Genomic DNA, 26,820 nt, shown 5'->3' with positions numbered 1-26,820 from the left:
TGTGAAGTGGCCGTCAAGACCTCCTATCAGCTCGACGACCGGTATCGGCAGACCTCTGGCCGCGTCTACGTCACGGGCACCCAGGCGCTGGTCCGCCTTCCGATGGTCCAGCACCAGCGCGACGTCGCGGCCGGCCTTCGCACCGCGGGGTTCATCTCCGGCTATCCAGGGTCGCCGCTGGGTGGATACGACCAGGCGCTCCACCAGGGCCGTGAGTTCCTCGCCCAGCACGACATCCACTTCCAGCCCGGACTCAACGAGGACCTGGCCGCAACCTCGGTCTGGGGGACACAGCGGGCCTCGATCATGCCGGGCATGCGCTACGACGGCGTGTTTTCGATCTGGTACGGGAAAGGCCCGGGGGTCGATCGCTCGATCGATGCGATCAAGCACGGCGCATACGCCGGCGCGGCTGCGCACGGCGGTGTGCTCGTCCTTGCCGGCGATGACCACGGGTCGCGGTCCTCGACGCTCGCTCACGCCAGTGATCAGGCGTTCATTCATTGCGCGATGCCGATACTGCATCCGGCGACCGTGCAGGAGTACCTGGATTACGGGATTTACGGCTGGGCGATGTCGCGGTTTTCGGGCTGCTGGATCGGCTTCAAATGCGTCACCGACATCATCGAGAGCGGCGCCTCGGTCGCCGTCGATGCCGATCGCGTCTCAATAGCGCTTCCCGAAGTGGCGGTGCCTCCGTCCGGCCTCAACATCTGGCGCGGCAGCGGCGGACTGATCGCCGAGCAGCTTCTCTATGAGCACCGGCTTCCGGCGGCCCAGGCATTCGCGCGCGCGAACGGTCTCGACAAGATGGTGATTGGCGGTGCCCGGCGCACATTGGGCATCGTCACCACCGGGAAAGCATTCCTCGACGTGCGGGCCGCGCTCGATGCCCTCGGGATCGACGATGGCCGAGCCGCCGAGCTCGGGCTGGCGGTCTTCAAAGTCGCGATGCCGTGGCCGCTGGAACCGACGCGCGTCGTCGAGTTCGCCGAGAGCTGCGACGAGGTGCTCGTCATCGAGGAGAAGCGCCCCATTATCGAAGAGCAGCTCGGTCGGCTGCTGGTGAACAGTCGCTCCCGCCCGGTGCTGGTCGGGAAGGTCGACGAGGATGGTGCACCCCTGGTGCCGAATCGGGGCGAGCTCGTTCCCGACGGCGTCGCGAAGGTGATCGCCGGCCGACTGTGCAAGCTCGTCGACGCGCCTGACGTCGCGCAGCGGGCCAACCCACGCACGGCGATTGCCGTACACGCCGTCAATCCGGCGACCGACCTCGTGCGCAAGGCTGCATTCTGTTCAGGCTGCCCGCACAACACCTCGACGCGGCTGCCCGAAGGAAGCGTCGCCTTCGGCGGCATCGGTTGTCACGGGATGGCCATGTCGATGCCCGACCGGCCCACACTTGCGGTCACCCAGATGGGCGGCGAAGGGGCCGGCTGGATCGGTATGGCGCCGTTCGTCGACACCCCCCACGTCTTTCAGAACCTCGGCGACGGCACCTATTTCCATTCCGGGCTGCTCGCTGTGCGGGCTGCCGTCGCTGCCGGCGTCAACATCACGTACAAGATCCTGGCTAACGGCGCGATCGCGATGACGGGCGGCCAGAAGATCCAGGGCGAGGTCAGCGCACCGGAGATTGCTCATCAGGTCGCGGCCGAGGGGGCAGCCAAAGTCGTCGTGGTATCCGACGACCCGAAGCGCTGGCGGGGCCGCAACCTCCCGAAGGGAGTTACCGTCCACGACCGCAGCGAGCTGGACCGGATCCAGCGCGAACTGCGCGGCATCCCCGGTACCACCGTGATCGTCTACGAACAGGAATGCGCGGCAGAGAAACGTCGCAAACGCAAGCGCGGGAAGTACCCCGATCCCGACTTGCGCGTCGTCATCAACGAGCGCGTGTGCGAGGGCTGTGGCGATTGCAGCGTGCAGTCCAACTGCATCTCAGTGGAGCCGGTGGAAACCGAATTCGGCCGCAAGCGCCGCATCAACCAGTCCTCGTGCAACAAGGACTACTCGTGCCTGCTCGGCTATTGCCCGAGCTTCGTCACGGTTAAAGGCGCGAAGTTGCGGGTGTCGCAGACGGCGTTGCCGCCGCTGCCGGCTGACGATGTCGCTGCCTTGCCGGTGCCTGCGGTTGCGAGCTCCGATACCCCCTACAGCGTGCTGCTGGCGGGTATTGGCGGTACTGGGATTGTGACGATGGGCGCTCTCATCGGTATGGCCGCCCATCTGGAAGGCAAGGGTGTGACGGTCCTCGACGTCGCGGGACTCGCACAGAAGAACGGGCCGGTCACCAGCCACGTTCGCGTGTACGACCGTGCCGACGAGGTGCACGCCACACGTATTGAAGCTGGCGGGGCCGACGTGGTGATCGGCGCCGACATCGTCGTCGCGTCGGGCCCCGAGTGCATCGGCAAGGTTGCCGGCGGCCGCACGGCGCTAGTCGTGAACGAGCACGTCGCCCCGACGGCCGACTTCGCCCGCAACCCTGACCTCGATCTGTCGTCGACGGTGATGCGTGGAGCGCTCGAGCGGGCCACCGGGGGAGAGGGCGGCAATTTCCTTCCGGCGACCGAGCTCGCCGAAGCGCTGATGGGAGACTCGATCTACACCAACATCCTGCTGCTCGGATTCGCCTGCCAGCAGGGCCGGCTGCCGGTAAGCCTCGAGGCGCTGCTGCGCGCCATCGAGCTCAACGGGGTGGCCGTCGACGCCAATATGCGTGCCTTCACCTGGGGACGTCTCGCTGGCCGCAACCTAGGCGCCGTGCAGGCACTCGCCACGGCCGCCGTTCCGGATGTCCTGCACGAGCCGCTACGGGAAGAGACCCTCGACGAGCTCGTCGCCCGGCGGGTCCTCGAGCTGACCCAGTACCAGAACGCCGCGTACGCGGCGCGATACCGGACCGTTGTCGACCGGGTGCGCGCGGTGGAGGCCGAGCGGGTTCCCGGCTGCGACGACCTGGCCAAGTCGGTGGCTCGGTACCTGTACAAGCTGATGGCATACAAGGACGAGTATGAGGTTGCCCGTCTGATGGGCGATCCCGGATTCTGGCGTGGCATCGAGGAGCAGTTCGAAGGGGACTTGCGGGTCGAATTCCATCTCGCTCCCCAGATCTTCAACAGGCGTGACCCGGACACCGGCCGAGCGAAGAAGTGGACCTTCGGGCCACGGACGCGCCCTGTGTTCGCGTTGCTCGCGAAGGGCAAGCGGCTGCGCGGCACGGGGTTCGATCTCTTCGGGCGCACGGCGCACCGTCGTGAAGAGCGCGCGCTCATCGGCCAATACGAGGCGACGATCGAGGAACTCCTGAAGAGCCTCGATCCCGAGAACCACGAGCTCGCCGTCGAGATCGCGAGCATCCCTGAGCACATCCGGGGCTATGACCTCGTCAAGGATGCACACCTCCGTGACGCGCGAGAGCGCGAGGCCGAGCTGCTCACCAAGTTCCGAGAGGGGGCCGGTGCGTGACGACGACGATGGCCCAGGCCGAGGAACTGCTCCGTCCGGGCCGCATGCTCATCGGCGACGAGTGGCTCGCTGAGGGCAGCGGCGGGCAATACGTTCACATCAACCCCAGCACCGGTCGACCGCATCCGCCGATCCCACTGGCGGGCGCGACCGAGGTCGACCGCGCCGTGGTGACGGCTCGGTCGGCCTACGCCACCTGGCGAGCGATGCCGCCAGATGCCCGGCGCGACGCGATGCTGCGCCTGGCCGGTTTGATCCGGGAGCGCATAGACGAATTCGCCACGCTTGTCACCCTCGACAACGGATCGCCGCGCCGCAGCTCGTCGTCCGGACCGCAGATGGCGGTTGACAACTTCACGTACTTCGCGGGCTGGGTCGACAAGACCGGTGGTGATGTCATCCCCACTTGGCCGGCTCAGGCGCTCGACTACACGCTCATGGAGCCCTACGGCGTGATCGGGGTGATCATCCCGTGGAACGCGGTGATGCACAACATCGGCCAGGTACTCGGCGCCGCGCTCGCTGCCGGAAACTGTGTGGTGCTGAAGGCGCCGGAGCTCGCACCCTTTGCTGCGCTTCGCTTCGGCGAGCTCACGCTCGAGGCGGGAATCCCGCCCGGCGTCGTGAACGTCCTCGCCGGTGGAGCCGAGTGCGGCCAGACCATGGTCGCTCACCCGGGCATCGACAAGATCCACTTCATCGGCAGCGGCAACACCGCCCGCCAGATCATGGCGTCAGCGGCCCAGACGCTGAAGCCGGTCACCTTCGAGCTCGGGGGGAAATCGGCGAACGTCGTGTTCGCCGACGCCGACCTGCAGAACGCGGCCGTGTACTCGACGTTCCTGTGCATGGCCAACGCCGGCCAGGGTTGCCTCCTCCCAACCCGGCTACTGGTCGAAGACAGCGTTTACGAACAGGTCGTCGACATGGTCGTCGGCTTCGCCAAGTCAATCCCGATCGGCGATCCTTTCAACGAGAGCACCATGCTCGGCCCAGTGATCAACGCCCAGGCTTGCGAGCGGATCCTCGGCGTGATCGACCACGCAAGGTCGGACGGATCGGGCCGCCTGTTGACCGGTGGCGGACGTGTCGGTGGCGAGCTTGCGTCCGGCCACTTCGTGGAGCCAACGGTTTTCGGCGAAGTCGACAACGCCAGCGACCTCGCTCAGAACGAGATCTTTGGTCCGGTGCTGTCCGTGATCCGTTTCCGCGATGAGGCCGAGGCGATCGCCCTCGCCAACGCCACGCAGTACGGCCTGGCCGCCTACCTCCATACCAATGACCTTCGGCGCGCTCACCGCGTCGCCGCCGCTCTCGAGGCCGGTTCCGTATACGTCAACGGCTTCACCGGGGTGCCCGCCGGTGCCCCGTTCGGCGGGGTAAAGCAGAGCGGCTTCGGGCGCATGGGCGGTCGCTACGGCCTCGAGGACTTTCTGCGCCCGAAGAACGTCTACATCCCGCTCGGCTGACCGCAGGCGGCGCCCGCTGAGCACGCCGTCTGATCAGCCCCGGCCGAAGATAATCGAAGGAGACCCGCAACGATGACGAGTGATCGAGTCGTCGTCGTCACGGGCGCGGCGCGGGGAATCGGTGCAGCAATCGCTGCCCGCTTCGCCGACGATGGGGCAGTGGTCGTCGCGGCTGATACCGGGCTGCCGGTCGGCGGCGACCCGCGCATCGACTACCAACGCGCCGACGTCTCCTGCGCTGACGACGTCGCCGGGCTCTTCTCGCGCGCTGTCGCCTCACACGGGCGGGTCGACGTCCTGGTGAACAACGCCGGTATCTGGTTCCGCCGTCCGTTCACGGAGATCTCCGTCGACGAGTGGGACCGAGTGCTGGCCGTCAACCTGCGCGGAGTGTTCCTGTGCACCAAGGCGGCAGTCGACTCGATGGCCGCGGCCGGGGGCGGCGCAATCATCAACATCGGCTCCCAGGCCGGTCTAACGGTGACCCGGGGCCAGGGCGCCCATTACCACGCGTCCAAGGCGGCGATTGCGCACCTCACCAAAGTGCTGGCTTTCGAGTTAGGGCCGAAGGGCATCCGGGTGAACTGCGTCGCGCCCGGGGCAACGCTGCTAGACCCGTCGCTTCTGCCGCCCGAACTGCTCGCTCAGATCCCGCTCGGCCGCGCCGGCGTGCCAGAGGATCTCGTGGGCGCTTGCGTGTTCTTGGCATCACCCGACGCGTCCTATATCACGGGGCAGACGCTCATGGTCAACGGCGGAGCTGTCGGCTTTGTCTGATCCGGCGGATTGCCGCGACTCCGACTGATTTAAAAATTTTAAGCAGACGCTGGCTTAAAAAAGTTAGATTGCTGATACGCTGACCGAGGGACGCCGCAAGGCTCCGGATGATTCCAGCCCAGGTTTCGATGCGAGGCCTGATGGAGGTGCGATGAATTTCGAGCACGTGCAGTTCGAGGTCGACGATCAGGTCGGCCTGATCACACTGAACCGGCCGGAGGCGGCCAACGCCCAAACCCAAAAGGTCCTGATGGAGCTGGACCAGGCGTGGAGCGCGGCCGAGGAGAACCGCGACGTCAAGGTCATCGTCCTGAGGTCGAACGGCAAGCACTTTTCCGCTGGCCATGACATGTCCGGCAAAAGCGGCAGTACCGTCGCTCGCGACATCCCGTTGCCCGACGCACTCTACGACTGGGAGACCCGCCACTATCTCCACTACGCCAAACGCTGGCGGGATGTGCCCAAGCCATCGATCGCGGCTGTACAAGGCAAGTGCATCGCGGGCGGGCTCATGCTCTGCTGGCCCTGCGACCTCATCGTGGCCGCGGACAATGCCGAGTTCTCCGATCCGGTACTGGCGATGGGCCTGTCCGGGGTCGAGTTCCATGCCCACACGTGGGAGCTCGGTCCGCGCAAGGCTAAGGAACTGCTTTTCACGGGGGCTCCCGTCACCGCCCAACAGGCCGAGCAGCTGGGCATGATCAACAAGACAGTGCCGCTCGACGAGCTGCTTCCGAAAACCCTCGAGCTGGCACGCCGCATCGCGCAGGTCGATGGGTTCGCCCTGCGCATGGCCAAGCGGGCGGTCAACAGAACGCTGGACATCCAGGGTTTCACGGAGGCGATCGATGCCTGCTTCGACATGCACCACCTCGGCCACTCACGAGCGATGCACATCACCGGAGGCATACCGGCTCTGGCGGGCCTGTCCTCCATGAAAGATCGGAACAAAAGCGAATGAGCGTGCCGGCTCGTGCCAGCACCTCGGACCGCACCGCCGCCGCTGTGACGGGCAGGCGGCGGGATGTGAGTTATCGGCTCGACATTGTCGCCCCGAGCGTGGGCGATGTCGTTAAACATGCCGGTGGCTGGATTTTCGACCGGGCGAGGGCAGGCTGGCGTGTCCGCGTTGTCGTCGGCGAGCTCATTGTGGATCGACCGTTGCGGATCCTGGGGGCAGACACTCTGACGTTTGAAACGGCGCTGAGCTCAATTTGGTCACGCGAGCATCCTCAGACGCTGGCGGTCCCGACCGAACTGTTCGAAGCTGATCGATGGGTGCGGGACTGGGTGCTGGCCGCCCGCGACCACAGTCTGACCCAAATCGCGCTGTGGGGCCGGAGCCACCCCCGGGAACTAGGCGACATCGTTGACTTCGGGCGACACCGGTTGACAGCGGCCGCCCAGGCGTTCAAGGCGCAAGCTCTGGCGGCGGTAGGCATTGCGAACCAGGCGGTCACCGATACCGAGAGTTTCTACGTCGGGCGAACTCCCCGCCGGATGGTCGCAACCGATCTTGTTCGTGCGCGCGTTGACGGAACCCTTCCGGAATTCGAATCGGACTGGTGCCGCATCATCGAGCTTAAAACGGCCGGCGTGGTCACCTAGGTCTCTGGAGTTCCTGATGCCCTGCGCCGCTTCGATCGGTACCTACCTGCCTTGCTGGGGTAATGCCCGGCATCGGGTTCCGGGTGATGACGAGGACGCGATCACGCTTGCCGTCGAGGCGGGCCGCGCGGCGTTGAGCGCTGGCGGCGCGGTGGAAAAGGTGGTGATCGTCAGCCGCGATTTGCCGCTGCTTGAAAGCAGCAACGCGGCAGTGCTGCTGGCGGGACTGTCGCTGGATCCCGAACTCGAAGTGGACGAGCGCCTTGGTGGGGCGCCCGCGGCGCTGGACGCGTTGAGTTCGGCCCGACCTCGCACTCTGGTCATCGGTGTGGACGTAGATCCGGCCGGGGCCGCGGCCGTGCTGACGGCCGAGCACGGACTGCGGGTGCGCATCGCTGCCCGTATCGCACGGAGTCTGCCGGTGCACACCCGCAACGTCTTCGGCGAATCGCACGACTACGGGGATCCGCGGCTGCTGCTGGAGCGCGGTCTGGTGGCCTCGCTGGAGGCGGCGTGGGTGGACACCCCCGCGGCGGTAGCCGGCGTCGATCATGCGCGTGCGCGCGAGTTGTGTCTGCAAGACCCGCCGGCGCTGCCGACAAACGGCGCCAGCTCGGGACTATTCGCGTTGGCAGCTATGGCGGAGAAGCGAAGAACTGGTTTGTTGGTCGCGGTGGAGCAGGCCAGCCTGTCCGGCCTGACGGTGGTCGGCGGTGCGGGGCGGATTCATCGTTGCGAACCCGCGGCGCAGCCGACGCCTCAACGTGCGTTCGCTGCCGGCGCGGACATCCCGATTTCGCTGGCCGCTTACGACCGGGCGTTCGAAGCAAAAGTCCGATGGGAAGCGGGAAAGTATGTCGACAATGACGAGTTGGACTTTCCGCCGCGCTATCGGGTCGGTGACGACGGGACGCTGAGGACGCAGTACGAATTGGTCCCTTTGCCGCGTAGCGGCACGGTGTATACCGAAGTGACAGTGCACATTCCGGTGCCAGGACTGCGCACCCCGTACTCGCTGGTGGTCGTCGAGCTCGACGACATCGGTGTCCGCGCGTTGGTCAAGGTGACCGGCGCCGAGCCGGGGACCGTCAAGATCGGCGACCGCGGGCGGCTGGTGCTGCGGCGGGTGGCTGTGCGAAGCGGTGTCCCCGACTACGGATACGCATTCGAACCGCGGGCGGCGGCATGAGAAGGGTTGCCATCGTGGGCGCCGGGATGACGCCGTTCGCCGAACATTTCACGCTCGGCATCAAGGACCTGTTGCCGATGGCCTTCGCGGAATGCGCACGCAGCGTGGACAAGGGCCTCGACAAACATGACATCCAAGCCGCCTGGCTGGGCGCGATGGGCACAGCCGACGGATTCCCGTCCGGGAACCTCGCCGATACCCTTGGGCTCCTCGATCTTCCCGTCACCAGGGTTGAAAATTCCTGTGCCACTGGCAACGACGCGGTACGCAACGCGCTATTCGGTATCGCATCCCGGGCCTTTGACGTCGCCCTTGTGATAGGAGCGGACAAGCTCCGCGACACGACTTCGAAGGACATGCTCTGGAAATGGGAGGCCATGTCGCGGGACATGGCCTGGGACTACCCGCTGGGTGTCATAGCACCCGCTGGGTTTGCGCTGCACGCCGTTCGATATCTGCACGAGTCTCCCGCCACCAGAGAGCACATTGCGATGGTGGCGGTAAAGAACCGACGGCACGGGGCCAAGAATCCCAAAGCGCGGCTGCGATTTGAGATCACCATCGAGCAGGTGCTCGGTGCGCCGCCGGTGGTAACACCATTCGGTGCGCTGGACTGCGCGCCCCAAAGTGACGGTGCGGCTGCGTTGCTGTTGGCCGCCGAGGAGGTTGTTGATCGCTTTACCAGTCAACCGGTGTGGATTCGGGGCGTTGGGCTGGGCCTGGATTCCGTTATGCATCAGCATAAGTCGGACATGACGACGTTTCCTGCCACTGTGCGCGCCGCCAAGCAGGCGTTTGCGATGGCCGGCATGACACCGTCGGACATCGATGTCGCCGAAGTGCACGACTTCTTGACCGGGGTCGAGCTCATCAGCTACGAGGACCTCGGTTTTGCCGAGCGGTTCGGTGCATCCAAGCTGATCGAGGCCGAGGTCACCTGCGTGGGCGGGGCACTGCCGGTCAACCCGAGCGGCGGGTTAATCGCAAAGGGCCACCCGCCGGGCGCGACCGGGGTCGCGCAGTGCGTCGAACTCTTCGAACAGCTGCGCGGCACTGGGGCTAACCAGATCGACGGTGCGCGTACCGGTTTGGCGCACAACATTGGAGGCCCGACCGCGGTGTCAGCGGTAACGATCTTGGAAGGTCCTGGAGCGCAACCTATCCGGGCGAGGCGAAGGCCATGACGGACAAGCGCGCACCGCGACTTCGTCGCGAAAGCTGCCAACAATATCAAGTGGTTGCGATTACAGAGCCGAGACACATACGTTCGGCTCTGCAGCTCCTGCGGGTCGCCTAAGAGCAGGAAGCGACCGCTGAAACCGGTTGAGAGGAGTATGTATGACGCGTTTTCCTAAGCCGCCCGAGGGCAGTTGGACCGAGCACTATCCGGAGCTTGGAACTGGGCCGGTGTCCTACGAAGACTCGATCAGCCCGGAGTTCTATGAGCTCGAGCGGGAGGCGATCTTCAAACGGGCCTGGCTGAATGTCGGTCGGGTGGAAAGTCTTCCGCGTAAGGGCAGCTATTTCACCAAGGAGCTCAAGGTCGTCAATACTTCGATCATCGTGGTGCGCACGACGGCAGGTGGGGTCAAGGCATTTCACAATATCTGCAGGCACCGCGGGAACAAGCTGGTATGGAATGACTTCCCGCAGGAGGAAACCAACGGCGTATGCCGGCAATTCACCTGCAAGTACCACGCGTGGCGCTACGACCTGGATGGCAACCTGACCTTCGTTCAGCAGGAAGGCGAGTTCTTCGACCTCGACAAGAGCCGCTATGGACTGGTGCCCGTGCACTGCGAGGTGTGGGAGGGCTTCATCTTCGTCAACTTCGCTAAGGAGCCGGAGCAATCGCTGCGCGAATTTCTCGGCCCGATGGTCACCGAGTTGGAGGGCTATCCATTCGGGACGATGACCTCGCGGTGGTACTACCGCTCAGAGGTGAACGCCAACTGGAAGCTCTACATGGATGCGTTTCAGGAGTTCTATCACGCACCGGTGCTGCACGCGAACCAATCCCCGAGCAAGTACTCGAAGGCTGCGGCGGAGGCGGGTTTTGAGGCGCCGCACTACCGCATCGACGGCCCGCATCGACTGGTCAGCACGTCGGGCGTGCGGGCCTGGGAAATGGATGCCGACATGCGTAAGCCAATGGACGAAATCTGCCAGAGCGGGCTGTTCGGGCCGTGGGACAAACCCGACCTCGGCGTATTGCCCGTCGGGGTGAACCCGGCCAAGTGTGACCCGTGGGGACTGGACTCGTTCCAGCTGTTCCCGAACTTCGTCATCTTGATTTGGGGTCAGGGCTGGTACCTGACGTACCACTATTGGCCGACGTCGTACAACTCGCACCTCTTTGAGGGGACCCTATATTTTCCGCCGCCTCGCACACCGCGCGGGCGGGTCGCTCAAGAGTTGGCGGCGGTGACCTTCAAGGAATACGGGCTGCAGGACGCGAACACGCTCGAGGCCACCCAAAGCATGATCGAGTCACGTGTGCTCGACCGGTTTGTGCTCAACGATCAAGAAGTCCTGATACGACACCTGCACAAAGAGACTGCAGCCTGGGTGGACGAGTATCGCCGCACGAAGGCGGGGGTGTAGCAGTGAACGCCATGCTGCCACCCGAATTCGCCGATCTGGAACGGTTTTCCGAGTGGTGTCTGGATAGCGAGCCGAAGCGATACGCCAAGCGCCTGGCCAGCTCGATGGCCGAGATGCAGGCCTTCTATGACGCCATCACACCGCGCGCGGAAGAAGCCATCGCCTACTGCGACAAGTTCCCTCTGGAAAACTTGCCCCACGATGTCACCAATTTGATGCACCTGCTGTATTCGATGGTCATGGTGTCGTTCCCGATCGAATGCTGGAAACAGCCCCGGGTGCCCGACTCGGGCGCTGCCGCCTTGGACTGCGTCTCCGAACCAGTCCCGTGAATGTGAGCGTTTCGGGCCGACCCAACTCGCCGGGGGTCATCATGATCGAGGCGAGCAGATCACCGCTGTCAATCCACAAGGCTGCGTTTCAGCGGCCGGACCTTGTCGGCGTACCAGGGTCGAGGCAAGGGATATGAGCATGGAAATCACCCCACAGGCGGCTCTCGACGACGCACGGGCCGCACACGAGACAGTGTTCGGCGTGCTTGCGAGCGGCGATTGCTGCAGACCTGCTGAGCCGGGTTGTTGAGCAGGGTGGCGGACATGACCTGTGAGTGGCAAAGGAAAGGGACGAATGACTCGAGTCGCGGTGGTGACTGGCGGTGCATCAGGCATGGGCGAAGCGACATGCCACGAATTGGGTCGTCGCGGCTGTAAAGTCGCCGTACTTGATGTCAACGGGTCTGCGGCGCAACGTGTCTCTGAGGACCTGCGGTCCCAGGGCGTGATAGCGCTAGGCGTCGCCGCTGACGTCACGGACCGGCAGGCGGTGGAGGAGGCCTTCGCCAAAGTACGCGGCGAGCTCGGCCCGGTGAGCATTCTGGTGACCAGCGCGGGAATCGTTGACTTCTCACCGTTCACGGAGATCACACCCGAGTCTTGGGAGCGGATGATCGCCGTCAACCTGACCGGTACCTTCCATTGCAGCCAAGTGGCGTTGAAGGACATGATCGACGCCAAATGGGGCCGTATCGTGATGATTTCGTCATCCAGCGCGCAACGCGGCTCACCGCGTATGGCGCACTACGCTGCCTCCAAGGGAGCGGTGATCACGCTGACGAAGTCGCTGGCCCGCGAGTATGCGTCGATGGGAATCACCGTCAACAATATTCCGCCGTCGGGCATCGATACGCCGATGCAGCGCCAATCCCAAGCCGTAGGCGACGTGTCCTCGACCGAGAAGTTGGCGAGCAATATTCCGCTCGGGCGCCTTGGTACCGGTGACGACATTGCTGCGGCAGTGGGGTTCTTGTGCTCGGAGGAAGCCGGGTTCATCACCGGTCAGGTGCTCGGGGTCAACGGTGGGGCTGTGATGTGAATATTGAAGCATTACGACGCTTTTTCGGCCGCATCAGCGAGGAAATTACTGTGCGTCGGTGGCCTAAGCCCGCGGAAGGAAGTTGGACAGCGGACTGCCCCGAGTTGGGAGCCGGTCCCATCTCCTTTCGCGACTCGATATCGCCGGAGTCCTACGAACTCGAGCGTGAGGCGATCTTCAAACGTGCTTGGCTCAATGTTGGCCACATCGAGGAACTGGCCCCGGATCGGCGAACCAGCGCCGTGACCACCACCGCTGGCAATAGGAAGGACAGGCGATGGCTCTGCTCACTGTGAATAAACTTACGCCGTTCGTGGGCGCTGAGGTGATGGGCGTCGAGCCCGACCGACTGGCCTCTGACAGCATGATGGGCCAGGCGGTGCTCGAAGCGCTAGAAGGCAACGGAGTTCTCGTCTTTCGCGGTCTTCACCTCGAACCCGAAGCGCAGGTGCAGTTCTGCCGGTGGCTCGGTGAGATCGACTGTTCTGCTGACGGCCACCATCCGGTGTCTGGTATTTATCCCGTCACCCTGGACGCATCGAAGAACTCCTCGGCGGCGTATCTGCGTGGCACCTTCGACTGGCACATCGACGGCTGCACCCCGATGAACGATGAATATCCCCAGAAAGCAACGATTCTGAGCGCGGTGCATGTCGCTGAGCACGGCGGAGATACGGAATTCGCCAGCACGTACGGGGCGTACGACGCGTTGAGCGCCGATGAGAAAGAGCGCTTCGGCGCACTGCGGGTCGTTCACTCGCTGGAGGCATCGCAACGGCGGTTCACTCCAGATCCCAGCCCAGAAGAAGTAGCGCGGTGGCGAATGCGCCCAGCGCGTGAGCACCCGCTGGTGTGGACCCATCGCAGTGGGCGAAAGTCGATGGTGCTCGGCACTTCCGCCGACTACGTCGTGGGCATGGGTTCGGACGAGGGCCGGGCGCTGTTAGCCGATCTGCTCGACCGCGCAACGCGGCCCGACAACGTTTACAGTCACCATTGGTCGGTAGGTGACACCGTGATCTGGGACAACCGGGGCGTGTTGCATCGCGCGACACCATACGATGCCAACTCGTCGCGAGAGATGCTGCGCACCACAGTGCTGGGCGATGAGCCGATCCAGTAGCACACACGGCGGCCCTATGAGCTCTTCGTCGCGAACGCCAGCCCCGGACGTGTGAGCGCACTATGCGGGTGCCATAGCACTACTCAAGAACATTATTGTCATGAAATTCGAGAAAGGATCTCAATGAGCGCCAGTGGGTTGCCGTACCCGTTGTTCGATGCGGATAATCATCTTTACGAGACCGAGGAGTCGCTGACCAAGTACCTGCCCAAGGCATACCAGGGCGCGATCCAATACGTTAAAGTCAATGGCCGGACCAAGATCGCTGTCCGCGGGCAGATCAGCGAGTACATTCCCAACCCCACTTTCGAGGTGGTTGCCAAGCCCGGGGCGATGGAGGAATACTTCCGCGTCGGCAACCCGGAAGGCAAGAGTCGCCGGGAGATCTTCGGCGAGCCGATGCGTGCCATTCCCGCTTTCCGGGAGCCGGGGCCCCGCTTGGCGTTGATGGACGAGCTGGGCGTCGATCGAACGCTGATGTTCCCGACGCTGGCCAGCCTCGTCGAAGAACGCATGCGCGACGATCCATTGCTCATCCATGCCGTCGTGCACGCGCTGAACCAATGGCTCGACGAGGTGTGGGGCTTCAACTACAAAGGCCGCATCTTCACCGTCCCGGTGATCAGCCTGCCGATTGTCGAGAAGGCGATCGAGGAGCTGGACTGGGTCGTGAAGCGTGGCGCGCGAGCGATCTTGATTCGGCCCGCCCCGGTTCCGGGGTATGGCGGTACGCGCTCGTTCGCCCTGCCGGAGTTCGACCCGTTCTGGCAGCGCTGCGTCGAGCACGACGTGCTGGTGGCAATGCATTCATCGGACAGCGGCTACGCTCGGTATACCGCGGAGTGGGATGGCACGGGCGGGGAAACGCTTCCGTTCCAGACCAATACGATGCGGATGGTCAACGCCTGGAGGCCGGTTGAGGATGCGGTGACGTCGTGGGTGTGCCATGGCGGGTTGTTCCGCAACCCGCGGTTGAAGCTGGCGGTCATCGAGAACGGGTCGGACTGGTTGGCCCCGCTGCTGCATCGCCTGGCCGACACCTACAAGAAGGCCCCCGAGAGCTTTCTCGGCAACCCGGTGGAGGAGATCAAGAACCGCATCCACGTCAGCCCGTTCTACGAGGACGGCATTGCCGACCTCATCGATCTGATCGGAGTGGAGCGCGTGTTGTTCGGCTCTGACTACCCGCACCCGGAAGGCCTAGCCCAGCCAACGCATTTCGCCGACGCGCTCGGACACCTGCCTCAAGAGGATCGGGCGAAGATCATGGGCGGCAACCTCACCCGACTGGTGTCGGTGTGACAGGCTGGCGACGAAACGCTCAGTTGTATCGACAGCCGGAGTCGAGCCGGCTGCGGTAAAACGCAGTAGGAGATGTTCGTTCCTGCCAAACTTGATACCGATCTTGATCAACCGATCTTGTCCAGCCTGAACGGTATCTCGATGTCAAGCCACTTGTTTACTCCGCAGGCGCCGCTTGGGCCGAGCGTCTTATCCTTACCGGCCAGCGTAGGTGACCCGATCTGCGGTATGCCATTCGAGTCCACCGCATAGAAATAGAATGTCTGGTGTCCGGTGTAACTGGTGCCGTCGGGGCATGTTTCCCAGTTCGCCACATCGCGTTTGACCCACCAGATTTTCCCGTCCGTCATGGTCATCGGTGCGCTCCACCCTTGGTCACTCCTTACCGTGCCGTCGCACTGCTCAGCCGTGGTGCATGAGGAGCTGATCGTCCAGGTGCTAATTACCGTCGCCTCGTCGTGGTAGGAGTCTCTTACCTTGGCCCAGTTGCCGATGGAAGTGGCGCGGTACGTGCCGTTGATGGCGACATCATCCTTGGATGCATTGGCTGATGATGCCATTACGATGGCGGTGGCAGTGAATAGTGCTGCGGTGGAAGCCATTCGAATTGAACGCATTAGGTATGTCCCAACTAGATCAACACGCTCGCCGATTGGGGATTCACCTTTCGGCGGGAGGCGAGAGGTCGGCGAGTCATTCCGAGTTCTTGACTTCCTCAATACTTTTCAACATGTCACCCTGAGGAAGCTCCATCTGCAGGTAGAGAGCGATGTGCCGGATCTTGCCGGCGTCGGTGAATTGGTAGACCGACAACGAATTCACGACGTTGCTGAAGTCGCCCAGCTTGTTGCGCTCTTCAAGCTCGAGGAAGACCATGTCGCCCACCTCGGTAAGGCGCCGGAATGAGCAGTCCCACTCCGACGAAGACGCCCAATTCGCCAGGAATTTCACGTAGTCGTCCCAGTTCATGACCTCCTTGAAAGGGCCGATGCGCTCGAACTCGTCGACGGCGACCAGCTCCGCCAGAGGCGCCCAGTTCCCTACCGAGAAGCCTGGCTTCTTCGCCTCGTCCACCAAACTCTTGATGACAACGCTGTATTCCAGAACTGCGCGCGACCGGCCAGAGTAGCCGCCGATCACCTCTTCGACTTCCTGCAGCGCCATGAACGCCCTTTCCTTCACCGGTTACTCGCGACCAACTTTTCCCGTACCGCTCAAGCACTTCGACGTATGTGTTCGGCGCCATCAGGAGAAGTGCGGTCCCGACGGTGACTTCGTCGTGTAGGTATTCCTTTCCCTTGCGAAGGCGCGCCAGATCGGTGCTATGACGTGGCTGCGTTGGCCAGGTACCTGTCCAGAACCGAGTGGTAGTGGGCAACGACGATGTCCTCTTTCACCAGTGACATGTGGTCGAGTCGTCTGTTGCGCAGACCCAACTGCTGGCGCGGCATCTGCTCATAATCCTGCTGCAACGCCTCAAAATACTTGTAACTGCCGGGCTCATCGACTTCGGTCAATCCGACCGCGAACGCACTGCTCTGTTCCGGTGGCAGATACATGTAGCTGTTCACGTGCCAGATGCACCGGTTGGGGTCGCCGTCGGGATGCGGGACGGCCATGATGACGTGGCATTCGCCGGCGCGAATCGTCATCATGAAATTGGGGAACAGCACCCACGCCTGGTTGTCGCTCATCTGATCGTCGGTCAGTCCGCTGACGTCTAATCCCATGCCGGTCAAGGTGTCTCGCGTTGCCTGCTGCAGAAGGCGACGCGGACTGACACCTTCGGGGAGGTCCAGTGATCCGTCGGCGGCGCGATAACTCTTGACGAGTTCCTCGAAACGAGGCAGCACCATGGCCGTTCCCGGGAATGTCTCGGGGAGTTCCATGATTCCCTCGATTTGCTTTTCCGCGCCCGCGCCCCGCACTTCGAAGCGGGCTACACCGACGCAGTGATCGGTGAAGAACCGGTATCGCTGAGCGGCGGGGTCGATCTCGATCACGCGAAGAAGCTGCGGGTGGATGCCGTTGATGTGGTAGCCCTCCTCGAAGGCATCCATGACGACTTTCCAGTTGCAGTCCAGGGCCTCACGGACATTCATCACCGGAACCATCTCGTCGAGATGGTAAGGAGCCAGGAGTTCGGCCACCTCGGCGCCGAGGAAGTCGGCCAGCGGCACAGCGTCCGGGTCGGGGTTGAGGAAGATAAAACCCGCAAACGTGTCGACGGGTACCTGTAGCAGCGAGTTTTCGTCCTTACTGAGCTCGCCGGCGAATTCTTCGCGCAGAATGCCTCGCAGTCTGCCTTCGAGGTCGTATGACCATAGGTGGTATTGGCACAGGAATCCGCGCTTGGCGTTACCGCTACCCTTGCACAACATGTTCCCGCGGTGCCTGCAAGCGTTGACGAAACCACGGAGTTGGCCGTCCTTTCCGCGCACGATGATGTAGGACTGGTCGCAAATCTGGTAGACCTTCCAGTCGCCGGCATTCGGCAGCTCATCGACGCGGCCCGCGGCCTGCCACACCCGCATCCAGATCGCTTCGCGCTCGCGTTCTCCGAATTCGCGGGAGGTGTAGCGATCCGTCGAGACCCGCATGTTGTACGTGCCCGGATCGATGTCCGCCAGGCCCGTCCCCGCATCGACCCATTCCCCGGGCCTGATGGTCGATGTCATAGGTAACCTCCTGGTCCGCGGTGGGGATCGTCCCGTGGCGTTTGGCGAGCGAGCCGAAAACGTGAGGTCCTGTGCGTCCGGGCAGGGGACCTGCGGTTTCGGCTTGCTGTGTTGATGTCGAGCCGGGGCGCGACGCTGTACTTCGTCCTCCGGTGTGATCCGCACCACTAGCATACGGATATGCATTGCGGATGCAAGGGTGTATTTGAACTTTTTTAAGACGAGCTGGGGCAGCGGAGCGGCCCCGTGTTCGTGGCGCAACTGGCATCGCACGGCAGAGGGGATCGCCCACGGCACATCGCTTGAGAGGAATGGCCATGACAGAACGGTGGACCAAGGAACGGCGTTTGCAGCACACTCGCAACCTGCTGCTTGACGCGGCCGAGGAGCTGGTGGCGCGGAAGGGGCTTGGGAGCGCGTCCTTGGTCGACATCGCCGATGCCGCCGGCTACACGCGGGGCGCCATTTACAGCCAGTTCGGCAGCAAGGAGGAACTACTCCTGGCGGTCATCGAACGCCATCGGCAGCGGTTCCTCGACGGATTCGCCGACCTGATGTCATCGCTTCAGCGATTCGATGATCTTGATCTCGACGAGCTCGCGACTCGATGGCGTGAACTCAGCCGCAGTGACGCGCAGCGGGCCGCAATACTCGAGTACGAGTTCACGCTGTTTCTGCTACGCAATCCCGAGGCGCGCGACCGCGTTGCCGCACAGCGTCTGGAGACCGTCCGTTGGCTGACCGACTACATCACCACCAGCGCTGCACGATTGGACGCCAGGCTGCGAATGTCTGCTTCGGACCTGGCCCGCGTGATTCTCGCGACAAACGACGGCGTCACCCTCAACAGTCTCGTCGACAAACAAGACCTGTACCGCCCGTTCCTGCAGTTGGTGACGTCCAGCATCAGCCCGTCGTTGGAGTTTGATCAGCCGGGTCGAGGTTGATTGCGCGGACGAATGCCTACGGCGCCACCAACGCGACGAGTCGCCGTTTCCAGTCCGTAAGGACCGTGTCCTCCTGATCGGATATTTCGACGATGGGCGATCGCATGCCGCCTGCCTCGCTTACCGATTTCAGTTCAGCCAAGTCAGCCGTAGCGATGTCGGTGATCTTGGTGTCATCGTCGTCGCGGCTGCTCCATATCACTGACGTCACCAGCGATGTGCGGCCATCGATGGGAGTGCACGACAACAAGCGATGATGCCGGCCTCCACCCATTGGCCTCAAGGTCTCTCGGACGCAAAAAGGCACTTCGGCGGTAATGTCCGCGGACGGTGAATCGGCTTCGGCCAGAAGCGCTTCGATGATTTGTATCGGGTTGGACCGCCACACCGATACCCCGGTGTGGGTCCTGCGGTACCGTTCGTCCCCATCCCACGCAATGTCGATTACCGGGGCGGCCGGGTCGCCGAGAGATACCCAGATCAACCCGTATCGCTCGGTACACGGATAGGTCTTCAGATGCGCTTTTTCCGTGATCGGCATATTGGACGGTTTAGCAACACACCGGCCTTCATCGCCGAACGTCCAACCGTGCTTCGGACACACCAGACGGCCTTCTGTGACCTGGCCATGGCTCAGTATTCCTCTGCTGTGCGTGCACAGGTCGGGGGCGGCAATGATGTTCCCGCCGGGACTGCGCCATAACACCAGATCGCGCCCCAATAGGCGCACGGCGGCAGGGCCGTCTCCGATGTCGCCTGAACACGCCACCGCGAACGGTTGGCGAGCCAAGGCCCCATCTGCGTTGAGGATGACGAATGTCTCTGCCATGCGCGCTAATCCTCTCTAGAGACCGACGTAACCGCCGGCGGGGCTCGCGATGGCCTTCCATACGAAGCGCCGCCACTTTGTTGACGACCCTAGCTTAAGACACTTAAGCTGATGCCGATTGCCATACAACTGCACAACAGACGAGGGTGGTTATGACCGGTCGGGTCGACGGCAAGGTCGCGTTCATCACGGGTGCAGCGCGCGGCCAGGGTCGCAGCCATGCGGTTCGGTTGGCACAGGAGGGCGCCGACATCATCGCCATCGATGTGTGCAAGCCTGTCAGCAGTAGAAGTGAGATTGCCCCGGCCACGCCGGATGACCTGGCCGAGACCGCCGATCTGGTCAAAGGCTGTAACCGCCGCATTGTCACCGCCGAGGTCGATGTCCGCGATTACGAAGGCCTCAAAGCCGCCCTGGACAGCGGGGTGGAGCAGCTGGGCGGACTCGACATCATCGTGGCCAACGCTGGTATCGCCAATGGTGGCGAAGCGCTGGACCAGACCAGCGAGCAGGACTGGCAGGATATGATCGACGTCAACCTCTCCGGCGTATGGAAGACGGTGAAAGCCGGTGTGCCGCACTTGCTTTCTGGCGGTCGCGGTGGCTCGGTCATCCTGACGAGTTCCGTCGGTGGCCTCAAGGCCTACCCGAACGTGGGCAATTACATCGCTGCCAAACACGGTGTGGTCGGCTTGATGCGCGCGTTCGCCGTCGAGTTGGGTCAGCACCTCATACGGGTCAACTCGGTGCACCCGACCAATGTGAACACCCCTTTGTTCATGAACGAGGGCATGAAGAAAATCTTCCGTCCGGACCTGGAGAACCCCACCCTCGACGACGTGATGGTGGTCGCTCAGATGATGCACGTGCTGCCAATCGGCTGGGTTGAGCCGGTGGACATCAGCAATGCGGTGCTGTTCCTGGCCTCCGATGAAGCGCGCTACGTCACTGGGCTCACGCTCACCGTTGATGCGGGCTCGATGCTGAAGTAGCGCGATCCTCGATCCCACAATCTGTAGTCAGCTGAGCACCGGAGCGAAAGGCCCGACGTTATGACCGATCTGGCAGCACTCGACTATTTCTTCGATGAGGTGGTCGCCCAGGACCCCTACGAATATTTCGAGTACCTGCGTAGCCAGAATCCGGTCTTTCGCGAACCCCATCACGACGTCGTAGCCGTCACCGGGTATCCGGAAGTCATAGCCGCGTTTAAGAACCACGATGCTTTCTCGGCGTGTAATTCCATCGGTGGGCCGTTCCCTCCGTTGCCGTTCGAACCCGTGGGCGACGACATCACTGCTCAAATCGAGGCGCACCGCCATGAGTTTCCGATCAACGAACACTTGGTCACCATGGACCCTCCAGCGCATGAGCGCGCGCGGTCACTGCTGAGCAAGATGCTGACGCCCAAGCGGCTGAAGGAGAATGAGGAGTTCATGTGGCGGCTGGTGGATCACCAGCTCGACGAGTTCATCGCCAATGGCGAGTGCGAATTCCTAGGGCAGTACGCCAAGCCGTTCGCCACGCTTGTCATCGCCGACCTGTTGGGTGTGCCCGAACAGGACCGCGACGAGTTTCGGGGGATCCTCGCGGCGGAGGCCGACAAAATCGGCACGCTCGATGGTGAGCCGGTGGGGATCAATCCGCTCGCGTGGCTCGACGACAAGTTCAGCGCCTACATCGCCGACCGGCGACGTCATCCGCGCGGCGATGTGCTGAGCGGACTGGCGGAAGCGACGTACCCGGACGGATCGACTCCCGAGCTTCTCGAGGTTGTCCGTCCTGCGACCTTTTTGTTCGCGGCCGGGAACGAGACGGTCACCAAACTGCTCAGTTCAGCGGTGCGAATTCTGGGCGATCAGCCCGAGTTCCAGCACAAGCTGCGCCAAGACCCCAAACTACTCGGGGCTTTCGTCGAGGAATCGTTGCGCCTGGAGAGCCCGACGAAGGTTGATTTCCGGTTGGCTCGCAAGACGACCACGCTCGGCGGCGTTGACATCCGCGCCGGCACGGTGGTGATGTTGTGCATTGGCGCGGCTAACCGCGATCCGCGTAAATTTGAGAACCCGAACGAATTTCGGCCTGACCGCAAGAACGTCCGCGAGCACGTCGCGTTCGGTCGCGGCATCCATTCATGCGCGGGCGCACCGCTTGCGCGGTTGGAAGGTCAGGTCACTCTCACTCGGATGCTTGACCGGATGCGCGACATCGCCATCAGTGAGGACGAGCACGGACCGGCCGGACACCGCCAGTACCGGTACGACCCGACCTTCCTGCTGCGGGGGTTGAGCACATTGCACATCACGTTCACCCCTTGCGGCTGAACGGCGAACACTTCAAGCGGGCCTCCGGCGGATCCGGCGACACGATCTCCACGTTGGGTGCGCCCGTCAGAGTTGCTCGGTGATGCTCGCGAGGAACTCCTGTGTGCGGAGCCGGGATACGAGCCGCGACGCCGCATCGTCGCCGAACGGGACGACGCGGGCGGCCAGGTCGGTCACGCCGGCGTCCCGAAATCCCTGCAGCCGCTTGAGGATGGCCGACTCATCACCGGCTGCCATCGTGTCACCGACGTCCTCGGCGTCGCCATGCTCGAGCAGGCGCACGTAGTTGGGCGACTCCTCCGCATGCCCCAGTACCTGGCTGGTGTACGCACGGACCGCCGCGGCGTCCTCGTTGCGGCACAACGCGACGGGCACACCGGCGACGATGCGAGGTGCCGGCCGGCCCGAATCGGCCGCTGCGGCACTGATCGTCGGCACGACGTATTCACCGACGGCGCGCTCGTCCGCCATCCACAGAATGGTTCCGTCAGCGAGGGTGGCCGCCAGCTCTAACATCCGCGGGCCGAGCGCGGCAATCAGGACGGGCATCGGCATCGGATCGGCGACGTCGATGGGGCTGTGCACGCTGAAGGACGCATTGTCGACGTCGGCGCGACCGGGCCCGTCGAACACGGCGCCCAGTACCTGAAGGTAGTCCCGCACCAGCGCGGCGGGGCGCTCGTATGGCAGCCCCAGTTGGTCGGTCACGATCCAATGGTGCGACGCGCCAAGGCCGAGCGTGAATCGGCCGCCGCACGCAAGCTGTGTCGTCAGCGCCTGCTGTGCCATCGCTACCGGATGCCGCGTCTGTACCGGAACGACCGCGGTACCGAACTCGATGCGCTCGGTGACACTCCCGAGCATGCAGATGCCCGTCAGCGCATCGAGATAGCCGGGCACTTGCGGAATCCACATGGATGCGAATCCGGCCGCCTCGGCCGCCTTCGCATCGGCGACCAGACCCGCGAGCCGCTCGCCGCGAGGACGCTCTTTGTCTGACCCAAACATCAACCCGACGCGCATGAGCCGCTCCTTGTTCGCAATCGCAGGGGATGCCAATGCCGCTCGTAGCAACGCGACGATGGACGGTGTGAGGGCATCGAAGCGTCGATCGCCCACGCGGAGCAGAGCATTCGCCTTCTACCCGATGTCAGCCGGACCTCTTCCGTGTTCACGGCTTCGCATCGGTCTTGTTAACCATGCTGCTCCTCGTGCTCCACGGTCGGCGGTTGGTCAGCGAACCGATCAGCGACGGGTTCTGGACCAGGCTCAACTCCCTGACGGGTTGAGTTCAGGCTCCAATGCTATACATCCGTCCAACGTTGAGGGAAGTATCTCACCAACTCATCAGCAGCCCAGGGCAGGTCGCGCTTACTCCACGATCGAAATCGCCTGCCGCGGGCACTGACGGACGGCCTCGCGCACGTCCGACTCGTTCTCCGGGGTGACTTCCTCCTGCAACACGGTCAGCATGTCGTCGTCTCCCAGGAGAAAGATGTCCGGATTGATGCCCATGCAGACGCCGTTGGCCTCGCACAGGTCCCAATCGACTTGGATCTTCTTTGTCACCGTGCGCCCCTTCACCGAAGCACCTTGACTGGCACGCTCTTCCAGCCCGCGACGTTTTGCATGGTCACCCGTTTGCAGCCCGCCCAGTCCACCTCGTAGCGCGGCATGAAGTCGAGGAGTTTCTCCAGCGCGATCCTGCTTTCCAGCCGGGCCAGCGCGGCGCCGAGGCAGCTGTGAATCCCGTACCCGAGACCGAGGTGCTGGGCCTCGGTCTGGTCGCGCTCGATGTCGAAGGTGTCGGCATCGGTGAAGGCCTCCGGGTCGCGGTTCGCCGCGGCGCCGCAGAGGAACACCGGTTTGCCGGGCGGAATGACCCCGCCACTGACGTGTGCCTCTTGGAGGGTGTAGCGGACGTTGTACTGCACCGGCCCCTCGTAGCGCAGCAGCTCTTCCACCGCTCCGGGGACCTTATTGCGGTCGTCGAGCAGCTTCTGCCACTGCTCGGGGTGACGGGCGAAGATCACCGCCGCGTTACCGAGCAGCTTGGTGACCGTCTCGGCGCCCGCCCCACCCAAAAGGGTGGCGAAGCCGGTGATCTCGATGTCGTCGAGCTTCCGCAGCTGGCCGTCGTCGCCGGGGATCTCGGCCGCGATCAGCCTGCTGATCATGTCGTCCTGCGGCTCTGCGCGTCGCTGCTGCACGAGGCCGAAGTAGTACATCGCCGTCTCGATGTTGGCCTGCATGCCGGCTTCGCTGACTTCAATCTGCCCGGGTTCGTGATGCAGGCTGGTGTCGATCCAATGGCGCACCTGCTGGCGGTACTCCTCCGGCACCCCTGCCATTCGGGTGATGACCTCGACCGGGAACGGTCCGGAGAAGTCCTGCACGACGTCGAACCGGTCGGGGTCGGCGGCGCCCAGGTACTTGTCGATGACCTCGATGATCGTCTCGCGCTGCGATTGAATGGCGCGGGGGGTGAACGCCTTGTTGAGCAGGCTGCGCATGTGTCGGTGCTCGGGCGGGTCCATGAAGATGATGGACTTCTGCTCGGGGGGGATGCCCCGGCGCACCATCGCCAGGTCGCAACCGCGCGCCGAGGAATACGTCTCGAAGTCTTTGAACGCGGCCGCGACGTCCTCATGCCGCGTCAGCGCGTAGAAATCCTCTTTTTCGTCGTAATACAGCGGTGCTTCCTCGCGCATCCGTCGATAGATATCGAACGGATTATTGAAGTAGTCCTCGGAGTACGGATCGAAGACGACCTTCGGTTTTGTCACTGAATCCTCCTCAGCGGCGAGGGCGGGCTGTAACCGTTACAGCCGAGTCGTTGACTGTAACGCTAACGGTAGCGGTTTCATGACCGAGCGGAAAGACCGCATCGCCGCCACGCCAGGTAAGTTTTCGAAAACCGCATGAAGATGCCGGCGATTGCGAGGGCTGGTCGGGCCCCGGGGCCGGGTCCTCGGGGCTGCGCCAGCATGGACGACCAGCTCCGAACCGTTACGGGGGCGCCGGCGGAGACGAGTAGCCGGCCTTCCTGGACCATGGCTGCCATTCAGCTCGATCGAGCATGCCCGGGATCGACGCAGGGTTGGTGTCCGGGAATTTCCGGGCACGACGGTCAAACTGTCATGGTTCGCCGCAAATTGCATCCTTGCCCCTGGGTTCTCTTATTGAACACCGGCCCTGATAAAGTCGACTGAGACAACTATTTATACAATTCAGGCCGCTCGCGGCATGCCTGCCGCAGGGCCGAGAAACCGCCATGCGCGTGCGTAACAACCAAAGCGTCGTTACCAGAAGGGAAAACAATATGGACATTAGCGGTGGATCTGCGATCGTCGTCGGGGGTGCCGGAGGCCTCGGCGAGGCTACCGTCCGCAGGTTGCACGGCGCGGGGGCGAAGGTTGTCATTGCTGATCTGGCCGACGAGAAGGGCAAGGCGCTGGAATCGGAGTTGGGAGTGCGGTATGTGCGCACGGATGCCACCAGCGAAGAATCCGTCTCGGCTGCGATCGCCGAAGCCGACTCGCTCGGACCCTTACGCGTGTCCGTCGACACCCATGGTGGTCCGGCCAGCGGAGGCAGGCTGATCAGTAAAGACGGAAAGCCGCTTGACCTGGCGGGATTCAAGACGACGATCGAGTTCTATCTCACCGCCGTGTTCAATGTGATGCGACTGTCCGCCGCGGCCATCGCCCGGCATGAGCCGATCAACGAAACCCGCGGAGTCATCATCAATACGGCGTCCATCGCGGCTTACGAGGGCCAGATCGGGCAGGTGCCGTACGCCGCCGCCAAAGGCGGGGTGGTCAGCATGACCCTGGTCGCCGCCCGCGATCTGGCTGCGCTGGGAATCAGGGTCGTCACCATTGCTCCTGGCACGTTCCTTACCCCTGCGTACGGCAAGGCCGGCGACGAGCTGGAGAAGTACTGGGGCCCGCAGGTCCCGCACCCGAAGAGGATGGGCCGTGCGGCCGAATATGCGACGTTGGCGGCATCAATCATCGAGAACGACTACCTCAACGGGGAGGTGATTCGGCTCGACGGGGGATTGCGGTTTCCGCCGAAATAGCCGCTGGAAAGTCAGCAAACTTAGGAAAGCCGTTACCACCTAAAGGTGGTGCGCGCTTTACTTGCGCATCTCCAAGATTTATCGCTTCCTTTCAGGCGAGCGATCCTGCGTCAGGAAGATCTCTTTTTCGCATGCGGCATAAATTCGGGCTGCCATTGTTGTGGGCGGCAGTCGGTCGAGACTCACGAGACAATCTAGCGTTCACGGAGTGAGCCTTCGCGGGATCGATGAGCCGGTGATCCGGCTATGCCAACTGATAGGCAGAGCCATTTCAAACGCCTATCTTCGAGGTGGCTATGCCGGTCTTACCGGTGTCCGCCGGCATGCGAGAGCTGTTGGCGATCCAGTCGGCCCATGTCGGGCTGTCGGCGTCGAGCCGGGGATCCGAGTTCTTGTTGGAAATTCGAACAAAAGGTGTGAGCCTTAAGCTACGCCGATAATTGACCTATGGAACGATCTGCTTTCTTGCCTGCATCTATCGCCGGTCGACGATGGCAAGCAATCCGCCAACGGCGAGGTACGGGTGTTTGAAAGGCGGTAACCAGCAGTTGGAATAGTCACCGAATATTCGGTGTACGCGCGCTACATTCGAGAGAGCCGGAACGGGTAGCTGTAGCTCCCGTCCAGTGCCCCGTCGCAGCCTGTTGCGAACGAACTGTGCAAAGAACCGGCCAGTGTGGTTGCGTCCCATGAGTAGATGTCATGGGTGGCAATGGTGGGGCCATAGTAGACGTTCCCGCAGCGCAGACCGTCTGGAACGTCGACGCTCAACGTGTACCGGCCGTCCGCCAGTTGCGCGTCTCCTTGGTAGTCGAAGGCCTTTGCTACCGGCCTGGCTATTGCGCTGACATGGACGCATGCCGCCACCGCGGCCAGGCTGCTGGTGTCATGGCATGGCGAGATTGCCCACACCCAGGTGTGGAAGTCGTACCTGCTTGGGATCCCAAGGTCGTAGTTGCCGATCAACATGTCAGCTCGGGCGACCGGTGCGAGCGTCACTGCAGCAGACGCGAATAAGACGCTGAGTGCCTTGGTTCCCACGTC

24 protein-coding genes and 1 pseudogene are annotated in these 26,820 nt (G+C 63.1%); 17 read left to right on the top strand and 8 right to left on the bottom strand.

Annotation, left to right across the window (positions count from 1 at the left end; translation table 11 throughout):
* Window positions 1-6: 6 nt before the first annotated feature.
* The 13 genes and pseudogenes from KXD96_RS25695 to KXD96_RS25635 all read left to right on the top strand — a co-directional run bounded on the left by KXD96_RS25695 (window position 7) and on the right by KXD96_RS25635 (window position 14,914).
* Entirely contained in the window at window positions 7-3,471 is a 3,465-nt protein-coding gene (locus KXD96_RS25695) for an indolepyruvate ferredoxin oxidoreductase family protein (protein WP_260741539.1), read from the top strand.
* Window positions 3,468-4,940 carry an aldehyde dehydrogenase family protein gene (locus KXD96_RS25690; RefSeq protein ID WP_313901599.1) on the top strand — a complete coding sequence of 491 codons (1,473 nt, stop codon included), beginning with the start codon at window positions 3,468-3,470 and terminating at the stop codon, window positions 4,938-4,940. Before KXD96_RS25695 ends, KXD96_RS25690 begins: the two co-directional genes overlap by 4 nt.
* 72 nt (window positions 4,941-5,012) lie before the next feature.
* Window positions 5,013-5,717, top strand: a complete 705-nt coding sequence (locus KXD96_RS25685; RefSeq protein ID WP_260741538.1) for an SDR family oxidoreductase — start codon at window positions 5,013-5,015, stop codon at window positions 5,715-5,717.
* Window positions 5,718-5,868: 151 nt separating this feature from the next.
* Window positions 5,869-6,678, top strand: coding sequence for an enoyl-CoA hydratase (locus tag KXD96_RS25680; protein ID WP_260741536.1), 810 nt, complete (start codon window positions 5,869-5,871; stop codon window positions 6,676-6,678).
* Window positions 6,675-7,325, top strand: a complete 651-nt coding sequence (locus tag KXD96_RS25675) for a hypothetical protein (protein WP_260741534.1) — start codon at window positions 6,675-6,677, stop codon at window positions 7,323-7,325. Before KXD96_RS25680 ends, KXD96_RS25675 begins: the two co-directional genes overlap by 4 nt.
* A gap of 16 nt (window positions 7,326-7,341) precedes the next feature.
* Window positions 7,342-8,514, top strand: coding sequence for an OB-fold domain-containing protein (locus KXD96_RS25670; RefSeq protein WP_260741533.1), 1,173 nt, complete (start codon window positions 7,342-7,344; stop codon window positions 8,512-8,514).
* On the top strand, window positions 8,511-9,698 hold the full coding sequence (locus KXD96_RS25665) for a thiolase C-terminal domain-containing protein (protein WP_260741530.1): 1,188 nt from the start codon (window positions 8,511-8,513) through the stop codon (window positions 9,696-9,698). Before KXD96_RS25670 ends, KXD96_RS25665 begins: the two co-directional genes overlap by 4 nt.
* 154 nt (window positions 9,699-9,852) lie before the next feature.
* Complete coding sequence (locus KXD96_RS25660) at window positions 9,853-11,118, top strand: aromatic ring-hydroxylating dioxygenase subunit alpha (RefSeq protein WP_260741529.1); 1,266 nt, start codon at window positions 9,853-9,855, stop codon at window positions 11,116-11,118.
* A gap of 11 nt (window positions 11,119-11,129) precedes the next feature.
* Window positions 11,130-11,450: a hypothetical protein gene (locus KXD96_RS25655; protein WP_260745551.1), complete on the top strand. Its 321-nt coding sequence runs from the start codon at window positions 11,130-11,132 to the stop codon at window positions 11,448-11,450.
* A gap of 295 nt (window positions 11,451-11,745) precedes the next feature.
* Window positions 11,746-12,489, top strand: a complete 744-nt coding sequence (locus KXD96_RS25650; RefSeq protein ID WP_260741526.1) for an SDR family NAD(P)-dependent oxidoreductase — start codon at window positions 11,746-11,748, stop codon at window positions 12,487-12,489.
* 50 nt (window positions 12,490-12,539) lie between these two features.
* Window positions 12,540-12,707 (top strand): annotated as a pseudogene (locus KXD96_RS25645) (aromatic ring-hydroxylating dioxygenase subunit alpha); the annotation flags it as partial.
* 59 nt (window positions 12,708-12,766) lie between these two features.
* On the top strand, window positions 12,767-13,612 hold the full coding sequence (locus tag KXD96_RS25640) for a TauD/TfdA family dioxygenase (protein ID WP_260741524.1): 846 nt from the start codon (window positions 12,767-12,769) through the stop codon (window positions 13,610-13,612).
* Window positions 13,613-13,735: 123 nt separating this feature from the next.
* On the top strand, window positions 13,736-14,914 hold the full coding sequence (locus tag KXD96_RS25635) for an amidohydrolase family protein (protein WP_260741522.1): 1,179 nt from the start codon (window positions 13,736-13,738) through the stop codon (window positions 14,912-14,914).
* Window positions 14,915-15,021: 107 nt separating this feature from the next.
* On the opposite strand, the gene KXD96_RS25630 is transcribed toward KXD96_RS25635, so the two are convergent.
* From KXD96_RS25630 to KXD96_RS25620, 3 genes are all read right to left on the bottom strand, one after another.
* The gene (locus KXD96_RS25630) at window positions 15,022-15,531 is read right to left on the bottom strand and encodes a hypothetical protein (RefSeq protein WP_260741521.1); all 510 of its coding nucleotides are present in this window, start codon (window positions 15,529-15,531) and stop codon (window positions 15,022-15,024) included.
* Window positions 15,532-15,607: 76 nt separating this feature from the next.
* Window positions 15,608-16,078: a hypothetical protein gene (locus KXD96_RS25625; protein ID WP_260741518.1), complete on the bottom strand. Its 471-nt coding sequence runs from the start codon at window positions 16,076-16,078 to the stop codon at window positions 15,608-15,610.
* Between the two features lie 158 nt (window positions 16,079-16,236).
* Window positions 16,237-17,592: an aromatic ring-hydroxylating dioxygenase subunit alpha gene (locus KXD96_RS25620; RefSeq protein ID WP_260741514.1), complete on the bottom strand. Its 1,356-nt coding sequence runs from the start codon at window positions 17,590-17,592 to the stop codon at window positions 16,237-16,239.
* A 317-nt stretch (window positions 17,593-17,909) separates the two neighbouring features.
* On the opposite strand from KXD96_RS25620, the gene KXD96_RS25615 reads away from it, so the two are divergent.
* On the top strand, window positions 17,910-18,539 hold the full coding sequence (locus tag KXD96_RS25615; protein WP_260741513.1) for a TetR/AcrR family transcriptional regulator: 630 nt from the start codon (window positions 17,910-17,912) through the stop codon (window positions 18,537-18,539).
* A gap of 16 nt (window positions 18,540-18,555) precedes the next feature.
* On the opposite strand, the gene KXD96_RS25610 is transcribed toward KXD96_RS25615, so the two are convergent.
* Window positions 18,556-19,368 carry a Rieske 2Fe-2S domain-containing protein gene (locus KXD96_RS25610; protein ID WP_260741510.1) on the bottom strand — a complete coding sequence of 271 codons (813 nt, stop codon included), beginning with the start codon at window positions 19,366-19,368 and terminating at the stop codon, window positions 18,556-18,558.
* Between the two features lie 152 nt (window positions 19,369-19,520).
* On the opposite strand from KXD96_RS25610, the gene KXD96_RS25605 reads away from it, so the two are divergent.
* The gene (locus KXD96_RS25605; protein WP_260741508.1) at window positions 19,521-20,360 is read left to right on the top strand and encodes a mycofactocin-coupled SDR family oxidoreductase; all 840 of its coding nucleotides are present in this window, start codon (window positions 19,521-19,523) and stop codon (window positions 20,358-20,360) included.
* A gap of 60 nt (window positions 20,361-20,420) precedes the next feature.
* Window positions 20,421-21,692: a cytochrome P450 gene (locus KXD96_RS25600; protein WP_260741507.1), complete on the top strand. Its 1,272-nt coding sequence runs from the start codon at window positions 20,421-20,423 to the stop codon at window positions 21,690-21,692.
* Between the two features lie 66 nt (window positions 21,693-21,758).
* Here the strand turns inward: KXD96_RS25600 and KXD96_RS25595 are convergent, their stop codons facing one another.
* From KXD96_RS25595 to KXD96_RS25585, 3 genes are all read right to left on the bottom strand, one after another.
* A complete protein-coding gene (locus tag KXD96_RS25595) occupies window positions 21,759-22,715 on the bottom strand; it encodes a TIGR03564 family F420-dependent LLM class oxidoreductase (protein WP_260741504.1) in 957 nt (318 codons plus the stop codon).
* A gap of 348 nt (window positions 22,716-23,063) precedes the next feature.
* Window positions 23,064-23,261: a ferredoxin gene (locus KXD96_RS25590; protein WP_260741502.1), complete on the bottom strand. Its 198-nt coding sequence runs from the start codon at window positions 23,259-23,261 to the stop codon at window positions 23,064-23,066.
* 11 nt (window positions 23,262-23,272) lie between these two features.
* Window positions 23,273-24,478 (bottom strand): cytochrome P450, encoded by a 1,206-nt coding sequence (locus KXD96_RS25585; protein WP_260741501.1) that lies wholly within the window; start codon window positions 24,476-24,478, stop codon window positions 23,273-23,275.
* A 536-nt stretch (window positions 24,479-25,014) separates the two neighbouring features.
* On the opposite strand from KXD96_RS25585, the gene KXD96_RS25580 reads away from it, so the two are divergent.
* The gene (locus KXD96_RS25580; protein ID WP_260741497.1) at window positions 25,015-25,776 is read left to right on the top strand and encodes an SDR family NAD(P)-dependent oxidoreductase; all 762 of its coding nucleotides are present in this window, start codon (window positions 25,015-25,017) and stop codon (window positions 25,774-25,776) included.
* Between the two features lie 582 nt (window positions 25,777-26,358).
* Here the strand turns inward: KXD96_RS25580 and KXD96_RS25575 are convergent.
* Entirely contained in the window at window positions 26,359-26,745 is a 387-nt protein-coding gene (locus KXD96_RS25575; RefSeq protein WP_260745550.1) for a hypothetical protein, read from the bottom strand.
* Between the last annotated feature and the right edge of the window lie 75 nt (window positions 26,746-26,820).

The organism is Mycobacterium sp. SMC-2 (assembly GCF_025263485.1).
Lineage (GTDB): Bacteria > Actinomycetota > Actinomycetes > Mycobacteriales > Mycobacteriaceae > Mycobacterium.
Note: the sequence above shows the minus strand (reverse complement) of the source record. Positions and strands in the feature narration are given on the sequence as shown.

Coding starts and splice junctions, on each gene's coding strand:
- KXD96_RS25675 (WP_260741534.1), top strand. CDS start 6,675: ATGAGCGTGCCGGCTCGTGCCAGCACCTCGGACCGCACCGCCGCCGCT.
- KXD96_RS25640 (WP_260741524.1), top strand. CDS start 12,767: ATGGCTCTGCTCACTGTGAATAAACTTACGCCGTTCGTGGGCGCTGAG.
- KXD96_RS25660 (WP_260741529.1), top strand. CDS start 9,853: ATGACGCGTTTTCCTAAGCCGCCCGAGGGCAGTTGGACCGAGCACTAT.
- KXD96_RS25655 (WP_260745551.1), top strand. CDS start 11,130: ATGCTGCCACCCGAATTCGCCGATCTGGAACGGTTTTCCGAGTGGTGT.
- KXD96_RS25575 (WP_260745550.1), bottom strand. CDS start 26,745: ATGTTGATCGGCAACTACGACCTTGGGATCCCAAGCAGGTACGACTTC.
- KXD96_RS25600 (WP_260741507.1), top strand. CDS start 20,421: ATGACCGATCTGGCAGCACTCGACTATTTCTTCGATGAGGTGGTCGCC.
- KXD96_RS25670 (WP_260741533.1), top strand. CDS start 7,342: ATGCCCTGCGCCGCTTCGATCGGTACCTACCTGCCTTGCTGGGGTAAT.
- KXD96_RS25635 (WP_260741522.1), top strand. CDS start 13,736: ATGAGCGCCAGTGGGTTGCCGTACCCGTTGTTCGATGCGGATAATCAT.
- KXD96_RS25650 (WP_260741526.1), top strand. CDS start 11,746: ATGACTCGAGTCGCGGTGGTGACTGGCGGTGCATCAGGCATGGGCGAA.
- KXD96_RS25665 (WP_260741530.1), top strand. CDS start 8,511: ATGAGAAGGGTTGCCATCGTGGGCGCCGGGATGACGCCGTTCGCCGAA.
- KXD96_RS25610 (WP_260741510.1), bottom strand. CDS start 19,368: ATGGCAGAGACATTCGTCATCCTCAACGCAGATGGGGCCTTGGCTCGC.
- KXD96_RS25680 (WP_260741536.1), top strand. CDS start 5,869: ATGAATTTCGAGCACGTGCAGTTCGAGGTCGACGATCAGGTCGGCCTG.
- KXD96_RS25685 (WP_260741538.1), top strand. CDS start 5,013: ATGACGAGTGATCGAGTCGTCGTCGTCACGGGCGCGGCGCGGGGAATC.
- KXD96_RS25595 (WP_260741504.1), bottom strand. CDS start 22,715: ATGCGCGTCGGGTTGATGTTTGGGTCAGACAAAGAGCGTCCTCGCGGC.
- KXD96_RS25605 (WP_260741508.1), top strand. CDS start 19,521: ATGACCGGTCGGGTCGACGGCAAGGTCGCGTTCATCACGGGTGCAGCG.
- KXD96_RS25615 (WP_260741513.1), top strand. CDS start 17,910: ATGACAGAACGGTGGACCAAGGAACGGCGTTTGCAGCACACTCGCAAC.
- KXD96_RS25625 (WP_260741518.1), bottom strand. CDS start 16,078: ATGGCGCTGCAGGAAGTCGAAGAGGTGATCGGCGGCTACTCTGGCCGG.
- KXD96_RS25580 (WP_260741497.1), top strand. CDS start 25,015: ATGGACATTAGCGGTGGATCTGCGATCGTCGTCGGGGGTGCCGGAGGC.
- KXD96_RS25630 (WP_260741521.1), bottom strand. CDS start 15,531: ATGCGTTCAATTCGAATGGCTTCCACCGCAGCACTATTCACTGCCACC.
- KXD96_RS25620 (WP_260741514.1), bottom strand. CDS start 17,592: ATGACATCGACCATCAGGCCCGGGGAATGGGTCGATGCGGGGACGGGC.